This is a genomic window from Bacillus sp. EKM202B (assembly GCF_011066025.1).
GTDB lineage: Bacteria > Bacillota > Bacilli > Bacillales > Bacillaceae_G > Bacillus_A > Bacillus_A toyonensis.
The window spans coordinates 224164-240464 of the sequence record NZ_JAAMNK010000001.1 but is presented as its reverse complement, the minus strand read 5'-3'; the positions used below and the strand labels follow the sequence as shown (position 1 = coordinate 240464).

General features: G+C 37.6%; 14 protein-coding genes and 1 pseudogene. 10 read left to right on the top strand and 5 right to left on the bottom strand.

The genetic code is table 11. The annotated features are described in order from the left end of the window. Nucleotides 1-55: 55 nt before the first annotated feature. From pyrB to pyrE, 8 genes are read left to right on the top strand one after another with little or no spacing between them, the layout of a single operon-like run. On the top strand, nt 56-970 hold the full coding sequence (gene pyrB / locus G9F74_RS01195) for an aspartate carbamoyltransferase (protein ID WP_000018838.1): 915 nt from the start codon (nt 56-58) through the stop codon (nt 968-970). Next, nucleotides 954-2240, top strand: a complete 1287-nt coding sequence (gene pyrC, locus G9F74_RS01190) for a dihydroorotase (protein ID WP_016109030.1) — start codon at nt 954-956, stop codon at nt 2238-2240. Before pyrB ends, pyrC begins: the two co-directional genes overlap by 17 nt. Next, nucleotides 2237-3334 carry a carbamoyl phosphate synthase small subunit gene (locus G9F74_RS01185; protein WP_000828672.1) on the top strand — a complete coding sequence of 366 codons (1098 nt, stop codon included), beginning with the start codon at nt 2237-2239 and terminating at the stop codon, nt 3332-3334. Before pyrC ends, G9F74_RS01185 begins: the two co-directional genes overlap by 4 nt. Next, nucleotides 3319-6537 carry a carbamoyl-phosphate synthase large subunit gene (carB, locus tag G9F74_RS01180; RefSeq protein ID WP_001126140.1) on the top strand — a complete coding sequence of 1073 codons (3219 nt, stop codon included), beginning with the start codon at nt 3319-3321 and terminating at the stop codon, nt 6535-6537. Before G9F74_RS01185 ends, carB begins: the two co-directional genes overlap by 16 nt. Further along, on the top strand, nt 6534-7313 hold the full coding sequence (gene pyrK, locus G9F74_RS01175) for a dihydroorotate oxidase B electron transfer subunit (protein WP_000983363.1): 780 nt from the start codon (nt 6534-6536) through the stop codon (nt 7311-7313). Before carB ends, pyrK begins: the two co-directional genes overlap by 4 nt. Further along, the gene (pyrD, locus tag G9F74_RS01170) at nt 7310-8239 is read left to right on the top strand and encodes a dihydroorotate oxidase B catalytic subunit (RefSeq protein ID WP_001081058.1); all 930 of its coding nucleotides are present in this window, start codon (nt 7310-7312) and stop codon (nt 8237-8239) included. Before pyrK ends, pyrD begins: the two co-directional genes overlap by 4 nt. Beyond that, a complete protein-coding gene (gene pyrF / locus G9F74_RS01165) occupies nt 8224-8940 on the top strand; it encodes an orotidine-5'-phosphate decarboxylase (protein WP_000083496.1) in 717 nt (238 codons plus the stop codon). Before pyrD ends, pyrF begins: the two co-directional genes overlap by 16 nt. Then, nucleotides 8937-9569 (top strand): orotate phosphoribosyltransferase, encoded by a 633-nt coding sequence (gene pyrE, locus G9F74_RS01160; protein WP_000711460.1) that lies wholly within the window; start codon nt 8937-8939, stop codon nt 9567-9569. The genes pyrF and pyrE overlap by 4 nt, the downstream gene beginning before the upstream one ends. Before the next feature lie 90 nt (nt 9570-9659). Here the strand turns inward: pyrE and G9F74_RS01155 are convergent, their stop codons facing one another. Both G9F74_RS01155 and G9F74_RS01150 read right to left on the bottom strand, forming a co-directional pair. Next, nucleotides 9660-9914 (bottom strand): YbeF family protein, encoded by a 255-nt coding sequence (locus G9F74_RS01155; protein ID WP_016109029.1) that lies wholly within the window; start codon nt 9912-9914, stop codon nt 9660-9662. A 165-nt stretch (nt 9915-10079) separates the two neighbouring features. After that, nucleotides 10080-11466, bottom strand: a pseudogene (locus tag G9F74_RS01150) (hypothetical protein). A gap of 297 nt (nt 11467-11763) precedes the next feature. On the opposite strand from G9F74_RS01150, the gene G9F74_RS01145 reads away from it, so the two are divergent. Then, nucleotides 11764-12138: a YoqO family protein gene (locus G9F74_RS01145; RefSeq protein ID WP_033660283.1), complete on the top strand. Its 375-nt coding sequence runs from the start codon at nt 11764-11766 to the stop codon at nt 12136-12138. A 16-nt stretch (nt 12139-12154) separates the two neighbouring features. Beyond that, nucleotides 12155-12523: a YoqO family protein gene (locus G9F74_RS01140; RefSeq protein WP_001208472.1), complete on the top strand. Its 369-nt coding sequence runs from the start codon at nt 12155-12157 to the stop codon at nt 12521-12523. 32 nt (nt 12524-12555) lie between these two features. Here the strand turns inward: G9F74_RS01140 and G9F74_RS01135 are convergent, their stop codons facing one another. The 3 genes from G9F74_RS01135 to G9F74_RS01125 all read right to left on the bottom strand — a co-directional run bounded on the left by G9F74_RS01135 (nt 12556) and on the right by G9F74_RS01125 (nt 16275). After that, on the bottom strand, nt 12556-13080 hold the full coding sequence (locus G9F74_RS01135) for a DinB family protein (RefSeq protein ID WP_001012024.1): 525 nt from the start codon (nt 13078-13080) through the stop codon (nt 12556-12558). Between the two features lie 84 nt (nt 13081-13164). After that, nucleotides 13165-14235 carry a M24 family metallopeptidase gene (locus tag G9F74_RS01130; protein ID WP_016109027.1) on the bottom strand — a complete coding sequence of 357 codons (1071 nt, stop codon included), beginning with the start codon at nt 14233-14235 and terminating at the stop codon, nt 13165-13167. A 330-nt stretch (nt 14236-14565) separates the two neighbouring features. Beyond that, nucleotides 14566-16275 carry an Rqc2 family fibronectin-binding protein gene (locus G9F74_RS01125; RefSeq protein WP_000863274.1) on the bottom strand — a complete coding sequence of 570 codons (1710 nt, stop codon included), beginning with the start codon at nt 16273-16275 and terminating at the stop codon, nt 14566-14568. Nucleotides 16276-16301 lie beyond the last annotated feature (26 nt).

Below are 16301 nucleotides of genomic sequence, written 5' to 3'. Positions count from 1 at the left end.
TTGTTATAAATATCCATAAGTGCTATCATAAAAATCAGAAAGATGAGGGATGACGATGAGCCATTTGTTAACGATGAGTGAATTATCGGAACTAGAAATTTCAGAAATCCTAAAAGACGCAGAAGATTTCGCGAATGGGAAAGAGAGCAAAACAACAGAGCAAACTTTTGTTGCGAACTTGTTCTTTGAGAATAGTACGAGAACGAGATTTAGCTTCGAAGTTGCTGAGAAGAGATTAGGACTTGACGTATTAAACTTTTCAGCAGATTCATCTAGCGTACAAAAAGGAGAAACGTTATACGACACGATAAAAACACTGGAATCAATCGGAACAAAAGCGGTAGTCATCCGCCACGAGCAAGATCGTTACTTCGATGAGCTAAAAGATCAAGTAAACATTCCAATCTTAAATGCTGGAGATGGATGCGGAAATCATCCAACGCAATGTCTGCTCGACCTTCTGACAATTAAACAAGAGTTTGGAAGTTTTGAAGGTTTAAAGATTGCAATTGTTGGAGATATTCGCCATAGCCGAGTAGCACGATCCAATGCTGAAACATTAACGAAGCTTGGGGCAACGATTTATTTTGCAAGCCCAGAAGAGTGGAAAGATGAAAAAAACACATTTGGAACGTACAAAAACTTAGATGAGCTAGTTCCAGAAGTTGATGTAATGATGTTACTTCGTGTACAGCATGAGCGTCATGATCATTATGAAACAGACATTATGAAAGAGTATCATGAAAAACACGGATTAACGCTTGAAAGAGAAAAACGTATGAAAGAAGGAAGCATTATTATGCATCCAGCTCCTTTCAACCGGGATGTGGAAATTGCAAGTGAACTTGTTGAGTGTGAGCGTTCACGCATATTTAAACAAATGGAAAATGGAGTTTACGTAAGAATGGCTGTACTAAAACGCGCCTTACCAAATGTATTAGGAGGAATGAAACATGAATTATTTGTTTAAAAATGGTCGTTATATGAATGAAGAAGGAATAATCGTAGCAACAGATCTTCTCGTACAAGACGGTAAAATTGCGAAAGTAGCAGAAAATATTACGGCAGATAATGCTGAAGTAATCGATGTGAACGGAAAGTTAATCGCACCTGGATTAGTAGATGTACATGTACATCTTCGTGAGCCAGGTGGTGAACATAAAGAAACAATTGCAACAGGCACACTAGCAGCGGCAAAAGGTGGATTCACTACAATTTGCGCAATGCCAAATACACGTCCAGTACCAGATTGCAGGGAACATATGGAAGACTTACAAAAACGTATTAAAGAAAAAGCACACGTAAATGTATTACCATATGGAGCAATTACAGTACGTCAAGCAGGTTCTGAAATGACAGATTTCGAAACGTTAAAAGAGCTTGGAGCATTCGCTTTCACTGATGATGGAGTAGGCGTACAAGATGCGAGCATGATGCTAGCTGCTATGAAGCGTGCAGCGAAGTTGAATATGGCAGTAGTTGCACACTGTGAAGAAAATACACTTATTAATAAAGGTTGTGTACATGAAGGGAAGTTTTCTGAGAAACACGGATTAAACGGTATCCCATCAGTATGTGAATCTGTACATATTGCAAGGGATATACTGCTTGCTGAAGCGGCAGATTGTCACTATCACGTATGTCACGTAAGTACGAAAGGGTCTGTACGTGTAATCCGTGATGCAAAACGTGCTGGAATTAAAGTAACAGCAGAAGTAACACCGCATCACTTAGTGTTATGTGAAGATGATATCCCATCAGCTGATCCTAACTTTAAAATGAACCCACCGCTTCGTGGAAAAGAAGACCACGCAGCGTTAATTGAAGGGCTATTAGATGGAACGATCGATATGATCGCAACTGACCATGCACCGCATACAGCGGAAGAGAAAGCACAAGGAATTGAAAGAGCACCATTCGGAATTACTGGTTTTGAAACAGCATTCCCACTTCTATACACAAACCTTGTGAAAAAAGAAATTATTACATTAGAACAGTTAATTCAATTCTTAACAGAAAAACCAGCTGATACATTCGGTTTAGAAGCAGGTCGCCTGAAAGAAGGTAGAGTAGCTGATATTACAATCATTGATTTAGAACAAGAAGAAGAGATTGATCCAACAACATTCTTATCAAAAGGAAAAAATACACCATTCGCAGGTTGGAAATGCCAAGGATGGCCGGTAATGACAATCGTTGGCGGTAAGATCGCATGGCAAAAGGAGAGTGCATTAGTATGAAAAGACAACTTATCTTAGAAGATGGAACAGTATTAATTGGAAAAGGTTTCGGAGGCGAAATCGAAAAGTCAGGTGAGGTTGTATTTACAACAGGAATGACTGGATATCAAGAAACATTATCTGATCCATCATATTGCGGTCAAATCGTAACATTTACGTACCCATTAATCGGAAACTACGGCATTAACCGTGACGATTTTGAATCCATTCACCCATCTGTAAATGGTTTAATCGTAAATGAAATTTGTGATCATCCATCAAACTTCCGTAATGAAATTTCGTTAAATGATTACTTAAAAGAAAGAAACATTCCAGGATTAGCAGGAATTGATACGAGAAAATTAACGAGAAAAATTCGTCAATACGGTACATTACGCGGACGACTTTGTAACATGGATGCAGATGTAGAGTACATTGTGAGCCAATTAAAAGCGACAGTATTTACAGATCATGTAAAACGCGTATCAACGAAAGACCCATACCCAAGCCCAGGCCGTGGTCATCGAGTTGTACTTGTAGACTTCGGAATGAAACATGGTATTTTAAGAGAATTAAATAAGCGTGACTGTGATGTAATTGTAGTACCTTACAATACAACAGCAGAAGAGATTTTACGCCTTAGCCCAGATGGAATTATGTTAAGTAATGGACCTGGGGATCCAAAAGATGTACCAGAAGCAATTGAAATGTTAAAAGACATTATCGGTAAAGTTCCTTTATTCGGGATTTGCTTAGGACATCAGTTATTCGCATTAGCATCTGGTGCAAATACAAGTAAGTTGAAGTTCGGTCATCGTGGTTTAAATCATCCAGTAAAAAATCTTGCAACTGGAAAAGTAGCAATTACTTCTCAAAACCATGGATACGCAGTAGAAGAAGAGTCAGTTGAAAATACAAATCTTGAAATTACACATGTTGCTTTAAATGATGGAACAGTAGAAGGTCTTCGTCATACGAAGTTTCCAGCATTTACAGTACAATACCATCCAGAAGCTTCAGCGGGACCAGAAGATGCAAATGATTTATTCGAAGATTTCTTAGAAATGATTGAAAACTTCAAGAAAGAAGGGGAAGAGTTATGCCAAAACGCCTAGACATTAACACAATTTTAGTAATCGGATCAGGACCAATTGTAATTGGGCAAGCAGCAGAGTTTGATTACTCTGGTACACAAGCTTGTCAATCTCTTAGAGAAGAAGGTTACAAAGTAATCCTTGTTAACTCTAACCCAGCAACAATTATGACAGATACTGCAACAGCAGATAAAGTATATATAGAACCATTAACATTAGAATTCGTAAGCCGTATCATTCGTAAAGAACGTCCAGATGCAATCCTACCAACATTAGGTGGTCAAACAGGCCTAAATATGGCTGTTGAACTTGCGAAATCAGGCATACTTGAAGAATGCGGAGTTGAAATTTTAGGAACAAAATTATCAGCAATTGAGCAAGCGGAAGATCGTGATTTATTCCGTACATTAATGCAGGAATTAAATGAACCAATTCCATCTAGTACCATTATTCATACGCTAGAAGAAGCACATGAATTTGTAAAAGAAATTGGTTATCCAGTTATTGTTCGCCCAGCATTTACAATGGGGGGAACAGGTGGCGGAATCTGTAGTAATGAAGAAGAACTAATTGAAATCGTATCAGGTGGATTAAAACATAGTCCAGTAACACAATGTTTATTAGAAAAGAGCATTGCTGGTTGTAAGGAAATTGAATATGAAGTAATGCGTGATTCGAATGATAACGCGATTGTAGTATGTAACATGGAAAATATCGATCCAGTTGGGGTTCACACAGGTGATTCAATCGTTGTAGCACCGAGTCAAACATTAAGTGACCGTGAGTATCAAATGTTACGAAACACTTCATTACGAATTATTCGTGCATTAGGAATCGAAGGTGGCTGTAACGTACAGCTTGCACTAGATCCGCATAGCTTCCAATACTATGTAATCGAAGTAAATCCGCGTGTGAGTCGTTCATCTGCACTAGCATCTAAAGCAACTGGATATCCAATTGCGAAGTTAGCAGCGAAAATTGCAGTCGGTTTAACATTAGATGAAATTGTAAATCCAGTAACACAAAAAACATACGCTTGCTTCGAGCCAGCATTAGACTATGTCGTTTCAAAAATTCCACGTTGGCCATTTGATAAGTTCGAATCAGCAAACAGAACGCTTGGTACACAAATGAAGGCAACTGGTGAAGTTATGTCAATTGGACGTAACTTAGAGCAATCATTATTAAAAGCGGTTCGTTCTTTAGAGCTAGGGATTTATCACTTAGAATTAGACCATTTAAAAGAACTTGATAAAGAAACAATGAAAAAACGTATTATAAAAGCTGACGATGAGCGTCTGTTCGTTGTAGCAGAAGCAATCCGTCAAGGTGTAACGAAAGAAGAAATTAATTCATGGTGTGAAATGGACTTCTTCTTCTTACAAAAAATTGAAAACATCGTAAACATGGAACACGAAGTAAAAGAAAATGCAGGAAATATGGAAGTGTTACAATCTGCAAAAGAAATGGGATTCAGTGATCATTACATCGCCAATGCTTGGAACAAAACAGAGCGTGAAATTTACGATATGCGTAAAGAAAGTAATATGACTCCTGTTTATAAAATGGTAGATACTTGTGCGGCAGAGTTTGAATCTGCAACACCTTACTACTACAGCACATACGGTGACGAGAATGAATCGGTTATAACAGATCGTAAGAGTGTGGTTGTACTAGGGTCTGGTCCAATCCGTATCGGTCAAGGTGTTGAGTTTGACTACGCAACAGTTCACTCTGTATGGGCAATTAAAGAAGCTGGATATGAGGCAATCATTGTAAATAACAACCCAGAAACAGTTTCAACAGACTTCAGTATTTCTGACAAATTATACTTTGAACCATTAACAATTGAAGATGTAATGCACATTATCGATTTAGAAAAGCCAGAAGGTGTTATCGTACAATTCGGTGGACAAACGGCAATTAACTTAGCGGCGAAATTAGAAGAACACGGTGTGAAAATTTTAGGAACATCACTTGAAGATTTAGACCGCGCAGAAGATCGAGATAAATTCGAAGCTGCATTAACAAAATTAGGAATCCCGCAACCAGTTGGTAAAACAGCAACAACTGTAGAACAAGCGGTAGCAATCGCTGAAGAAATTGGTTACCCAGTATTAGTAAGACCATCTTACGTACTAGGTGGACGTGCGATGGAAATCGTATATCGTCAAGAAGAACTACTGCACTACATGAAAAATGCAGTTAAAGTTCATGCAGAGCATCCGGTATTAATCGACCGTTACATGGTTGGTAAAGAAATTGAAGTAGATGCAATTTCAGACGGTGAGAATGTGTTCATTCCAGGTATTATGGAACATATTGAACGCGCTGGAGTTCACTCTGGGGATTCAATTGGAGTATATCCACCACAAAGCTTATCTGACGAACTAAAAGAACAAATTATTGAACATACAATTGCACTTGGAAAAGGATTAAACATTGTTGGGTTACTAAATATCCAGTTTGTAGTATTCAAAGATCAAGTGTATGTAATTGAAGTAAACCCACGTGCGAGCCGTACAGTACCATTCTTAAGTAAAATTACAGGCGTACCGATGGCGAATGTTGCAACGAAAGTTATTTTAGGTCAAAACCTAATAGAGCAAGGATACGGAACGGGCTATCACCCAGAAGAGAAAGAAGTGTATGTAAAAGCACCAGTATTCTCATTTGCGAAACTACGCTCAGTTGATACAACATTAGGACCTGAAATGAAATCAACAGGGGAAGTAATGGGGAAAGACTTAACGCTTGAAAAAGCATTATACAAAGGGTTAGTTGCCTCAGGAATTAACATCCCAACGCACGGATCCGTAATCATCACTGTAGCGGATAAAGATAAAGAAGAGGCGATGGAAATTGCAAAACGTTTCCATGAAATCGGCTATAACTTATTAGCAACAGCTGGAACGGCACAAACATTAGCAGAGCAAAATATCCCAGTACAAGTTGTAAACAAAATTGATTCTGAAGACTACAACTTACTAGATATTATCCGCCAAGGAAAAGCACAGTTTGTAATCAATACATTAACAAAAGGAAAACAACCAGCGCGTGATGGTTTCCGCATTCGCCGTGAATCAGTAGAAAACGGTGTGGCTTGCTTAACATCACTTGATACAACGAGAGCAATCTTACGAGTATTAGAATCTATGACATTCTCAGCTCATTCAATGAAAGAAATTACGCAAACAAAGCGTCACGAGGTGGTACATGCATGATGCAAAAGCAAAATATGATCGTCGTTAACCAAAAAGAAATCGCAAAAAACATTTACGAATTAGTGCTTCAAGGAACATTAGTACAGCAAATGAACGAACCAGGGCAGTTTGTACACATTAAGGTAGCAGAGGGCATTGCGCCCCTTCTGCGCCGCCCGATTAGTATTTGTAATGTAGATCAAGAGAAGAACGAGTTTACAATGCTATATCGTGCGGAAGGACAAGGGACAAAAACATTAGCAACTAGAAAACAAGGTGAAATGGTAGATGTACTAGGACCACTAGGACACGGTTTTCCTGTAGAAGAAGCAGAAACAGGACAAACGGCTTTATTAGTAGGCGGGGGAATTGGGGTACCACCACTTTATGAATTATCACAGCGCCTCGTTGCAAAAGGGGTACGTGTGATTCACATCTTAGGTTTTCAAACGAAAGATGTTGTTTTCTATGAAGAAAAATTTGCAGAACTTGGTGATACGTACGTTGCAACAGTAGACGGCACACACGGTACAAAGGGATTTGTTACAGATGTAATTGATAATTACGGAATCGACTTTGACATTCTTTATTCATGTGGCCCGTTAGCGATGCTTCGTGCATTAGAGGGACGTTACAAAGAGAAAAAAGCCTATATTTCATTAGAAGAACGTATGGGTTGTGGTATTGGAGCTTGTTTCGCATGTGTATGCCACTTACAAGAAGATCCAAGTGGACATTCTTACAAGAAGGTGTGTAGCGACGGACCGGTATTTCCAATTGGGGAGGTTGTACTATGAACAGATTGCAAGTTGAATTACCAGGATTGTCATTAAAAAATCCAATTATACCGGCATCTGGATGCTTTGGATTTGGTCGTGAATATGCACAGTTTTACGATTTAAGTGTACTAGGATCAATCATGATTAAAGCGACGACAGAACAACCACGTTATGGAAATCCGACGCCTCGTGTTGCTGAAACACCAGGCGGCATGTTAAATGCAATCGGACTTCAAAACCCAGGTTTAGAAAAAGTAATGAATTCTGAATTACCATGGTTAGAACAATTTGATCTTCCAATCATTGCGAATGTTGCGGGCTCACAAGCTGAGGATTACGTAGCAGTTGCAAAGGAAATTTCTAAAGCGCCTAATGTCCATGCACTAGAATTAAATATTTCTTGTCCGAACGTAAAAACAGGTGGTATCGCTTTTGGTACAAATCCTGAAATTGCTGCTGATTTAACGAAGCGAGTAAAAGAGGTTTCTGAAGTACCTGTATACGTGAAATTGTCACCGAACGTGGCAAACATTGTGGAAATTGCAAAAGCGATTGAAAATGCAGGTGCAGATGGTTTAACGATGATTAATACATTGCTTGGTATGCGTCTAGATTTAAAAACAGCTCAACCAATTTTAGCAAACCGTACGGGCGGACTATCAGGTCCTGCGATTAAGCCAGTAGCAATTCGTATGGTACATGAAGTAAGCCAAGCGGTTAACATTCCAATTATCGGAATGGGTGGTATTGAGTCAGCAGAAGATGTAATTGAGTTCTTCTACGCTGGTGCAAGCGCAGTTGCAGTAGGTACAGCAAACTTCATAGATCCGTTCGTATGTCCGACAATTATTGAAGAGTTACCAGCATTACTAGATGAATTAGGATTTGATCACATTTCGGAATGTCAAGGAAGGAGCTGGAAGCAAACATGTCACAGTCGTTAATCGTTGCACTAGATTTTCCGGGGAAACAAGATGTAGAACAATTCTTGCGCCACTTTGAAGGGGAAGAGTTATTTGTCAAAGTTGGTATGGAGTTATTTTACAAAGAAGGCCCTGCGATTATTACGTACTTAAAAGAAAAAGGACATAAAATCTTTCTAGATTTAAAACTTCATGATATTCCGAATACAGTAAAAAGCGCTATGCGTAGCCTAGCTAGTCTAGATGTTGATATGGTAAATGTTCATGCTGCTGGGGGAAGCAGTATGATGAAAGCTGCGATTGAGGGATTAGAGGAAGGTAAGCAAGAAGGAAAAGAGAGACCGATTTGTATTGCAGTTACACAACTAACAAGCACTTCGGAAGCTATGATGAAAAAAGAGATCGGCATTGAGAAAACGTTAGAAGAAGCGGTTGCTCATTATGCAAAATTAACGAAAGAAAGTGGACTTGATGGCGTTGTTTGCTCAACGCTTGAAGTTCCAAAATTACGTGAAGTATGCGGGAATGAATTTGTAACAGTAACACCGGGGATCCGTCTTGCAAGCGATGATGTGAATGATCAGGTGCGCGTAGCAACACCGAAACGTGCGAGGGAACTTGGCTCAAGCTACATCGTAGTTGGACGTAGTATTACAAAAGCAGAAAATCCGCTTGAAGCGTATAAAACAGTAAAACAACAGTGGGAAGGTGTAACAGTATGAAAAAAGAAATCGCATCGCATTTATTAGAAATTGGAGCAGTATTTTTACAACCGAATGATCCATTCACTTGGTCTTCAGGTATGAAATCACCAATTTATTGTGATAACCGTTTAACTTTATCTTATCCAAAAGTACGTCAAGCGATTGCAGCTGGATTAGAAGAGTTAATTAAAGAGCACTTCCCAACTGTAGAAGTTATTGCAGGAACAGCAACTGCTGGTATTGCGCACGCTGCATGGGTAAGCGATCGTATGAATTTACCAATGTGCTACGTACGTAGTAAAGCAAAAGGCCACGGTAAAGGGAATCAAATTGAAGGAAAAGCTGAAAAAGGTCAAAAAGTTGTAGTAGTAGAAGACTTAATTTCAACTGGTGGTAGTGCAATTACATGTGTAGAAGCACTTCGCGAAGCAGGCTGTGAAGTATTAGGAATCGTATCAATCTTCACATACGAGTTAGAAGCAGGAAAAGAAAAACTAGAAGCAGCTAACGTAGCATCATACTCTTTAAGCGACTACAGTGCATTAACTGAAGTAGCAGCAGAAAAAGGTATGATCGGACAAGCTGAAACGAAAAAATTACAAGAGTGGCGTAAAAATCCAGCTAACGAAGCTTGGATCACAGCGTAATATGAAAAAAGACGACTGTGGGGGAACGCGGTCGTCTTTTTATATAAATTCAAGCAAATTCCCATCAATATCAAAGCCCCTTACTACTAACTACTTAGTGCTTTCTACAAATTCATATCCTTTCACAAACAAGAGAGTCATATAAGAAACAATAAATGAGAAAATGCTATACATGCCAATCCAAAAGAAAAATTTTGGAGTAAAAGCGATGACACCTAGTATTAAAAAACTAGCAAACGTTACAATCGGCATTACGTAATATGTTTGCGTCTTGCGGGTTCCAATAACAGAAACGATAAAGATAAGTAATGGACAAATTAATAAGACGAGAATCAATTCATTCATAGTTATGTCCCCTTTTCGAATGGAAGTAATCTGTTTCTCGTAAACGTTTTGAAATAAATACTCTCCTAATATAACTTCGCTAACATATACATAATCCCTTTTGAAAGTCCGTAATAAATGATTGATTTCACAATAAAAAAGTAAGCAAGAGAACACCTGCTTACTTTATAGAATAAACATCGCAACGATTGTGGTGACAATTAAGCCAATTATAACTGGTAAAAAGTTTCGGCGTGCAAGTTCAAATGGATCTACTTTACAAATGGCAGCGGCAGGAATAAGCGCCCAAGGAATTAAAGTCCCGCCTCCGGTCCAGATTGCAGCAATTTGCCCAAGTGCTTGTTAATGTAGCTGTTCCATTCCCCAGTGCTGTGCCGAAAAGATTGGCAATCGAACCAGCAAGTGATATACCGGAAAAGCCAGATCCATCTAACCCTGTTATGACACCAACGATAGTTAGTGTTCCCGCTGATACATATTGGTTTAAAGGAACAGTTTGAGATAAGGCGATTCCTAAGTCGTTAATGATTCCGTGTGAACCTTTCGGTAAATAGTCCCCGATAATTTTTACAAATCCGCTATCCCCTAAATAAAAAAGTGCAGCAATTGGGATAACTGGACCAAAGATTTTAAATCCAAATTGGAGCCCTTCTATAAAATAATCGGTCGTTTTATTCAGGCCATTTCCTTTGTAGGCGATGAGAGCAATAATGATAATCATAATAACAGTCGTCCCGCCAATAAGTGCTGTTGCATCGCTTCCTTGTAGTTTAAATTGAATCATGCAAAGGATATCAATGATATATACGATAGGGATACATATGGCGGGCCATTTCTTTATGTGAGGAGATAATAAAATGATAGTTTTGGATGGTTCAGTTGCTGAAGAAGAGTCTTGCAACGATAAGCCTGTATGAAATTCTTTTCGTAAGAAGAAAAAAGCAACAGAAGTTGTAACAACGCCCATAACGATAACGAGGGGGACACTTGCGGATACGACGCTAGAAACTGGTAAACCAGCTGCATCCGCTGTTAATTTCGGGGCACCTTGAATAACGAAGTCGCCGGATAAAGCAATTCCGTGTCCAAATAAGTTCATAGCAATTGAAACCCCAATTGGTGGCAGGCCGACGCGTACAGCGACGGGTAATAAAATAGCCCCCATTAACGCGACAGCTGGGGAAGGCCAAAAGAAGAAAGAAATTGTCATCATTAAAAGGACGATAATCCAGTAGGCAAGTGTAGGTGTACGAATCATCTTTGTAAATGGTGAAATCATCGTATCATTTATGCCAGTATGAACGAGTAGGTTACTCATCGATACGATAATGGAGATGATCAATATAGTTGGTAATAGTTCAGTTATGGCATAAATAAAACTTTGAAAAATACTGCTAACGGCAAGAGGGATAGAACTTGTAGCGGTTAATGCTAATAAAAAGATGAAAATGATACAAATAATCGTTGTATCTTTTCTAAAAATAAAAAAGGTAATAATAGTGAGTAAACAAAGAATATAGAGAGCATGTAAAAGCGTTAATTCAACTCCCACAACATTCACATCCTTTAGGCGTTCGTGTAGTTCATTGTATGAAAGCGGTGAATGTATGTGAGTATAGGGAAAAAATAAAATTTCATGTACTGTAATGGTAAGGGTATAAAATGGATGTTACAATACAATTAATCCTAAAAATGGAATTAGAGGAGGGCGTATGCGCAAAAAAAGTTGGTTTTTGGGGATTTATCCCGCATTAACGGGCAGTAAGATTCCCACTTTAAAAGTTGGCGAATGCGAGGGAGTTAGGTAGGAAATCAACTGCCCGTAAAAGCCCGATTGGTTCAACTAATAATCCGTGGGGGACACCCCCATGGATTAAAGTTTCACTTTATCATTTCTTGTAGTCTATTAATCATTTTAGATCTATTTACAAACAACGAATGGATAAGTATTATGCCTGTTCTCGGGTTTGTGTTTTTGCTTTTATCTCGCTGGGATGACATGAAACAGCATAGTAAGAAAAGTATTGGAATTATGATAGATATCATTGTTGTTAGTTCATTTGTAGTAGGTTTTATTTTAATAGAAGGTCAGAAGCAAATGGAGCAAATGTCTATTTTTCAACAATGGATGTCGTCTGCGAAAGGTCTTTATTTTGTAATTGTAGTCGTTATTTTCCTAAGAGTCATGATAAGAATAGGGAGTTATATAGTAAAGAGCGAATAGAATGGGGGTAGTACGAATGAGAGAGAAAGTAGGGTATTATGGTGTGCTCGGTTGTTTAATAGTATCTATCATTTCAGCACAATTTTTAAAAAGTGAATGGACACCATTTATATTATGTATAGGCATATTCATTTTTGCTCCCTTGTACCGCTGGAAAGAGTGGAAAACGTATAGTCGGAAAAAGAAAATTATTTATAGCATTGAGTTTGTTATTATAATTAGTACAATTCCGTTCTTGCTAAAAAAAGGTTATGAACAAATGAATGACATAGCAATTTTTCAAGGGTGGTTACTTGTTGCAAAATGGTTATACTTACTATTCATTTTAATAGTGGTAACAGCTATTGCTAAAAAAGCAAACAGGAAAATATTTGTAAATGAATAAAAGAAAGTGCCACCGGATAAGGTGGCACTTTCTTATTTTACTGAATGAGCTTTTTGCATCTTTTTTATTAAACGAATTTGTCCACGATGGTTAATTTCATCTTCAAATACGTGGAACCATTTAAAGTAGTTATTTGCTGGTTTGTCATGCCAAAAGTCTGTCGTTTTAAATAACCATTCCTCAGGTAAGGATTGAAAAGTTTCAATTGTTTTAGAGCGTACTTCTTGTAATGTATGGATGTAAAATTCGATGGAGTTTCCTTTTATTTTTTCTCGTCCAATAGCCCCTAACTCTACAGCAGGTAACCAACGTTCTAATTCGGCATCTGTCGGTTCACGATCCTCAAAGGTATGAATTTGGTAATAAAATTCAATAGCAGCCATGTGATATAATAGCATGCCAATTGAATTTGCTTCTTCGTCATATAAATAATCAAGTTCATCAATTGTTAAACCTTCCACTGCTTGCATCGTTGTGTAACGGGCGTAATTCATCATGGAAACAAGTTTTGAAAATTCAAGCTGTAAACCATCTATCTTATCGATTACAAAATTCAATTTAAATTCCCCCTCTTTAAACGAATACTCCAGAGAAGGAATTCTATGTGTAGAGAAAAACTCCTTTTAAAAAGGGCCATGATTTTAACAAGGGATAACAATTAGTTCTCTATTTGATTTTGTAATAACTTCATAGCCTTCTTTTGTAATGACGATATCGTCTTCAATTCTACAACCGCCCCAGTTTGGTATGTAAATGCCCGGCTCAACTGTAACAACCATACCTTCTTGTAAAGTTGCCTTACTTTCTTGGGATAGGCGAAGCGGTTCATGTATTTCTAACCCAAGACCGTGCCCGGTAGAGTGGCCAAAGTATTGACCGTATCCATGTTCTGTAATGTAATCTCTCGTTACATCATCGATACTTTTCGCAGTTTCTCCAGGCTTAATTGCTTCAGTTCCACGTTTTAATGCTTCTCGTACAACATTGTATATTTTTTTGAATTCTTCTGACGGTTCTCCGATCGCTACAGTACGTGTTATATCGGAACAATATCCGTCGTAAAGTGCACCGAAGTCTAATGTAACGATATCGCCTCGTTCGATTATTTTATTTGATGCAACGCCATGAGGAAGAGAAGAACGAACGCCAGAAGCTACAATGATTTGGAATGATGAAGATGTAGCTCCTTTTTTTCGCATGAAAAATTCTAACTCATCTCGTACATCAGTTTCACTTATTCCTGGTTTTAGAAAGGTAAGGATGTGGTGAAATGCTTCGTCAGCAATAGTAGCTGCAATTTTCATTGTTTCTATTTCAGGCGTGTCTTTAATAATACGAATATTTTCGATGATTTCGCACACTTGAATCATTTCCGCATGTACGTATTTTTGTAAGTTTTTATATTGTTGCAATGTTATGTTATTTTCTTCAATTCCAAGTTTTTGAATGTTTAATCTGGATACTTGATTGGCAACTTCTTCTTCCAAATTCCCTTTATGCATAATGATTTCCGCGTCTTTTATTTGTACTTTGGCTTGATCTACATAGCGAAAATCAGTTATGAAAACAGCTTGATCTGCAGAGAGTAAGACGACACCAGCACTACCTGTAAAGCCTGTTGCATATTGGCGATTTTCTTTTTTTGTAATAAGTAATCCGTCAAGTCCATAATGATGTAGTTGATTTTGGATTTTATCAATTTTTAAAGTCATGTTAATTCCTCCTTTTCACAGTATTGAATAAAGCAAATAGCGTGCCAAAATATATACTAGGGAAAATAAACGATTATCCAGCTATTTTGTGGGAGGCGTGCCGTTAATAAAATTCAGATTGCAATTAGTAGGGGATAAAAACATTGACTTGAGTTGAACATTATATACATACTGTAAAAAAATTTATACAAATGCGTAATGACACTGTCAATCTTTTTGACAATATATAAAATGACAAAAGAAAGATAGTGTGAATTAGTTAACGGATATAGGAACGAATGTGAATGAATATAAAAAATGCGTTGCTATCTAGCAACGCATTTTTTATATTTACGCTTTTAATTTCATTACGATGTCAGCATCTGGTGTTACATATACTGTTTGTTGGTTATCGTACGTAACGAATCCAAGCTTTGCACCACTCGGTTTTTTCACATGGCGTATTTTTGTAAAATCAACAGGTACAGAGCTAGACTCTTTTGCTTTACTGTAATAAGCGGCAATTTTTGCAGCTTCTAGTAAAGTTTCTTCAGCAGGTTCTAAAGAACGAATGACAACGTGAGAACCAGGTATGTCTTTCGTATGTAACCAAATTTCATCCCGACGGGCAAATTTCGTTGTTAAATAATCATTTTGCTTATTGTTTTTACCAACGAAAATCTCTGTACCGTCACTAGCTACATATTTATCTAATACTGGTTTTGTAGGCTTTTTCTTTGCATTTTTCGTCTTACGATTACGCACATATCCTTCTTCGGCTAATTCCTCACGAATTTCTTCAATATCTTTTGAAGAAGCAGCTTCCATTTGTTGAAGTAAGCTATCAAAATAAAGAATTTCTTCATTGGTTTTTTCGATTTGTTCTTCTACCACAACAACTGAATTTTTTGCTTTTTGGTATTTTTGGAAATAGCGTTGTGCATTGTCAGACGGTGTTTTTAAAGGATCTAATGTGATTTTTACAGTACCGCCATTTTCATCGTAATAATTAACGACCTCAATATCTTTATCGCCTTTTTTCAAAGCGTACATATTGGCTGTAAGTAGCTCTCCAAATAGTTGATATTTATCTGCTTTTCCAGCATCTTGTAATGTTTTTTCAAGTTTAATAAGTTTTTTCTCATTTTTGTTTTTTTCGTTTTGCATAAAGCGTTCTAAATCATGAGCTTGTTGTTTTACACGGTCTCGCTCCGCTTTTCCGAAAAAGAAACGGTCTAACAATTCACTAACAGATGAGAATGTTTTTTCTTCTCCTTGCAAGTGTGTAAGAGGGAAAAGATAAAAGAATTCTTTTCCGTTTGCAGTAATCATTGTTGGTGAATATGTATGAGTTAGTAATGGTTTTTGTATGGAGAAAAACGCTTCAGATAATGCTTTTTCATTTGCCATACCTGCTTTTTTTACAACTTCTTTTGCGAATAATGGGGAAATTCCCATAAATGCTCCGACAAGTTGTTTGTCCATGTTTCCGGATAAAAAGTCTAGCGGTCTAATAAAATCAGCTGCTGTTTCGATAAGAAGCGGATTAACCTTATGTTGTGCTGGAGGGGCAACATATTCAGCTCCAGCATATACAGTACGATGGCGGTTTACCGCTAAAGATATGTGTTTTAAGCTATCTAAAATAACATTTGTTTTCGTATCTACTAAGATAATGTTACTGTGTCGTCCCATTATTTCGATTACTAATGTTTTTAATGATTCGTCTCCGATTTCATTCCGACTGCGAACTGTAATTTGAATAATACGTTCTAAGTCAATTTGTTCAATTTTTTCAATAAATCCGCCTTCTAAATGTTTACGAAGAAGCATACAAAACATCGGCGGTATTGCTGGTGAATCGTAGTTTTGATTCGTTAAGTGCATACGCGCATATGTAGGGTGAGACGAAAGAATTAGTTTTTGGTTCTTTCCGTTTGCTCGAATATGTAATAAAATCTCGTATTTTGAAGGTTGATATATTTTGGAAATTCTTCCTGTGTAAAGAGAATTTGCAATTTCATGTGTAATTGCTCTTGTAAATAATCCATCGAATGCCATAAATGAACACTCCTTTCTAACTAAAA

What these genes read in the sequence shown, in the direction of transcription:
- pyrB (WP_000018838.1), top strand. Translation starts at nt 56, where the DNA reads ATGAGCCATTTGTTAACGATGAGTGAATTATCGGAACTAGAAATTTCA.
- pyrC (WP_016109030.1), top strand. Translation starts at nt 954, where the DNA reads ATGAATTATTTGTTTAAAAATGGTCGTTATATGAATGAAGAAGGAATA.
- G9F74_RS01185 (WP_000828672.1), top strand. Translation starts at nt 2,237, where the DNA reads ATGAAAAGACAACTTATCTTAGAAGATGGAACAGTATTAATTGGAAAA.
- carB (WP_001126140.1), top strand. Translation starts at nt 3,319, where the DNA reads ATGCCAAAACGCCTAGACATTAACACAATTTTAGTAATCGGATCAGGA.
- pyrK (WP_000983363.1), top strand. Translation starts at nt 6,534, where the DNA reads ATGATGCAAAAGCAAAATATGATCGTCGTTAACCAAAAAGAAATCGCA.
- pyrD (WP_001081058.1), top strand. Translation starts at nt 7,310, where the DNA reads ATGAACAGATTGCAAGTTGAATTACCAGGATTGTCATTAAAAAATCCA.
- pyrF (WP_000083496.1), top strand. Translation starts at nt 8,224, where the DNA reads ATGTCACAGTCGTTAATCGTTGCACTAGATTTTCCGGGGAAACAAGAT.
- pyrE (WP_000711460.1), top strand. Translation starts at nt 8,937, where the DNA reads ATGAAAAAAGAAATCGCATCGCATTTATTAGAAATTGGAGCAGTATTT.
- G9F74_RS01155 (WP_016109029.1), bottom strand. Translation starts at nt 9,914, where the DNA reads ATGAATGAATTGATTCTCGTCTTATTAATTTGTCCATTACTTATCTTT.
- G9F74_RS01140 (WP_001208472.1), top strand. Translation starts at nt 12,155, where the DNA reads ATGAGAGAGAAAGTAGGGTATTATGGTGTGCTCGGTTGTTTAATAGTA.
- G9F74_RS01130 (WP_016109027.1), bottom strand. Translation starts at nt 14,235, where the DNA reads ATGACTTTAAAAATTGATAAAATCCAAAATCAACTACATCATTATGGA.
- G9F74_RS01125 (WP_000863274.1), bottom strand. Translation starts at nt 16,275, where the DNA reads ATGGCATTCGATGGATTATTTACAAGAGCAATTACACATGAAATTGCA.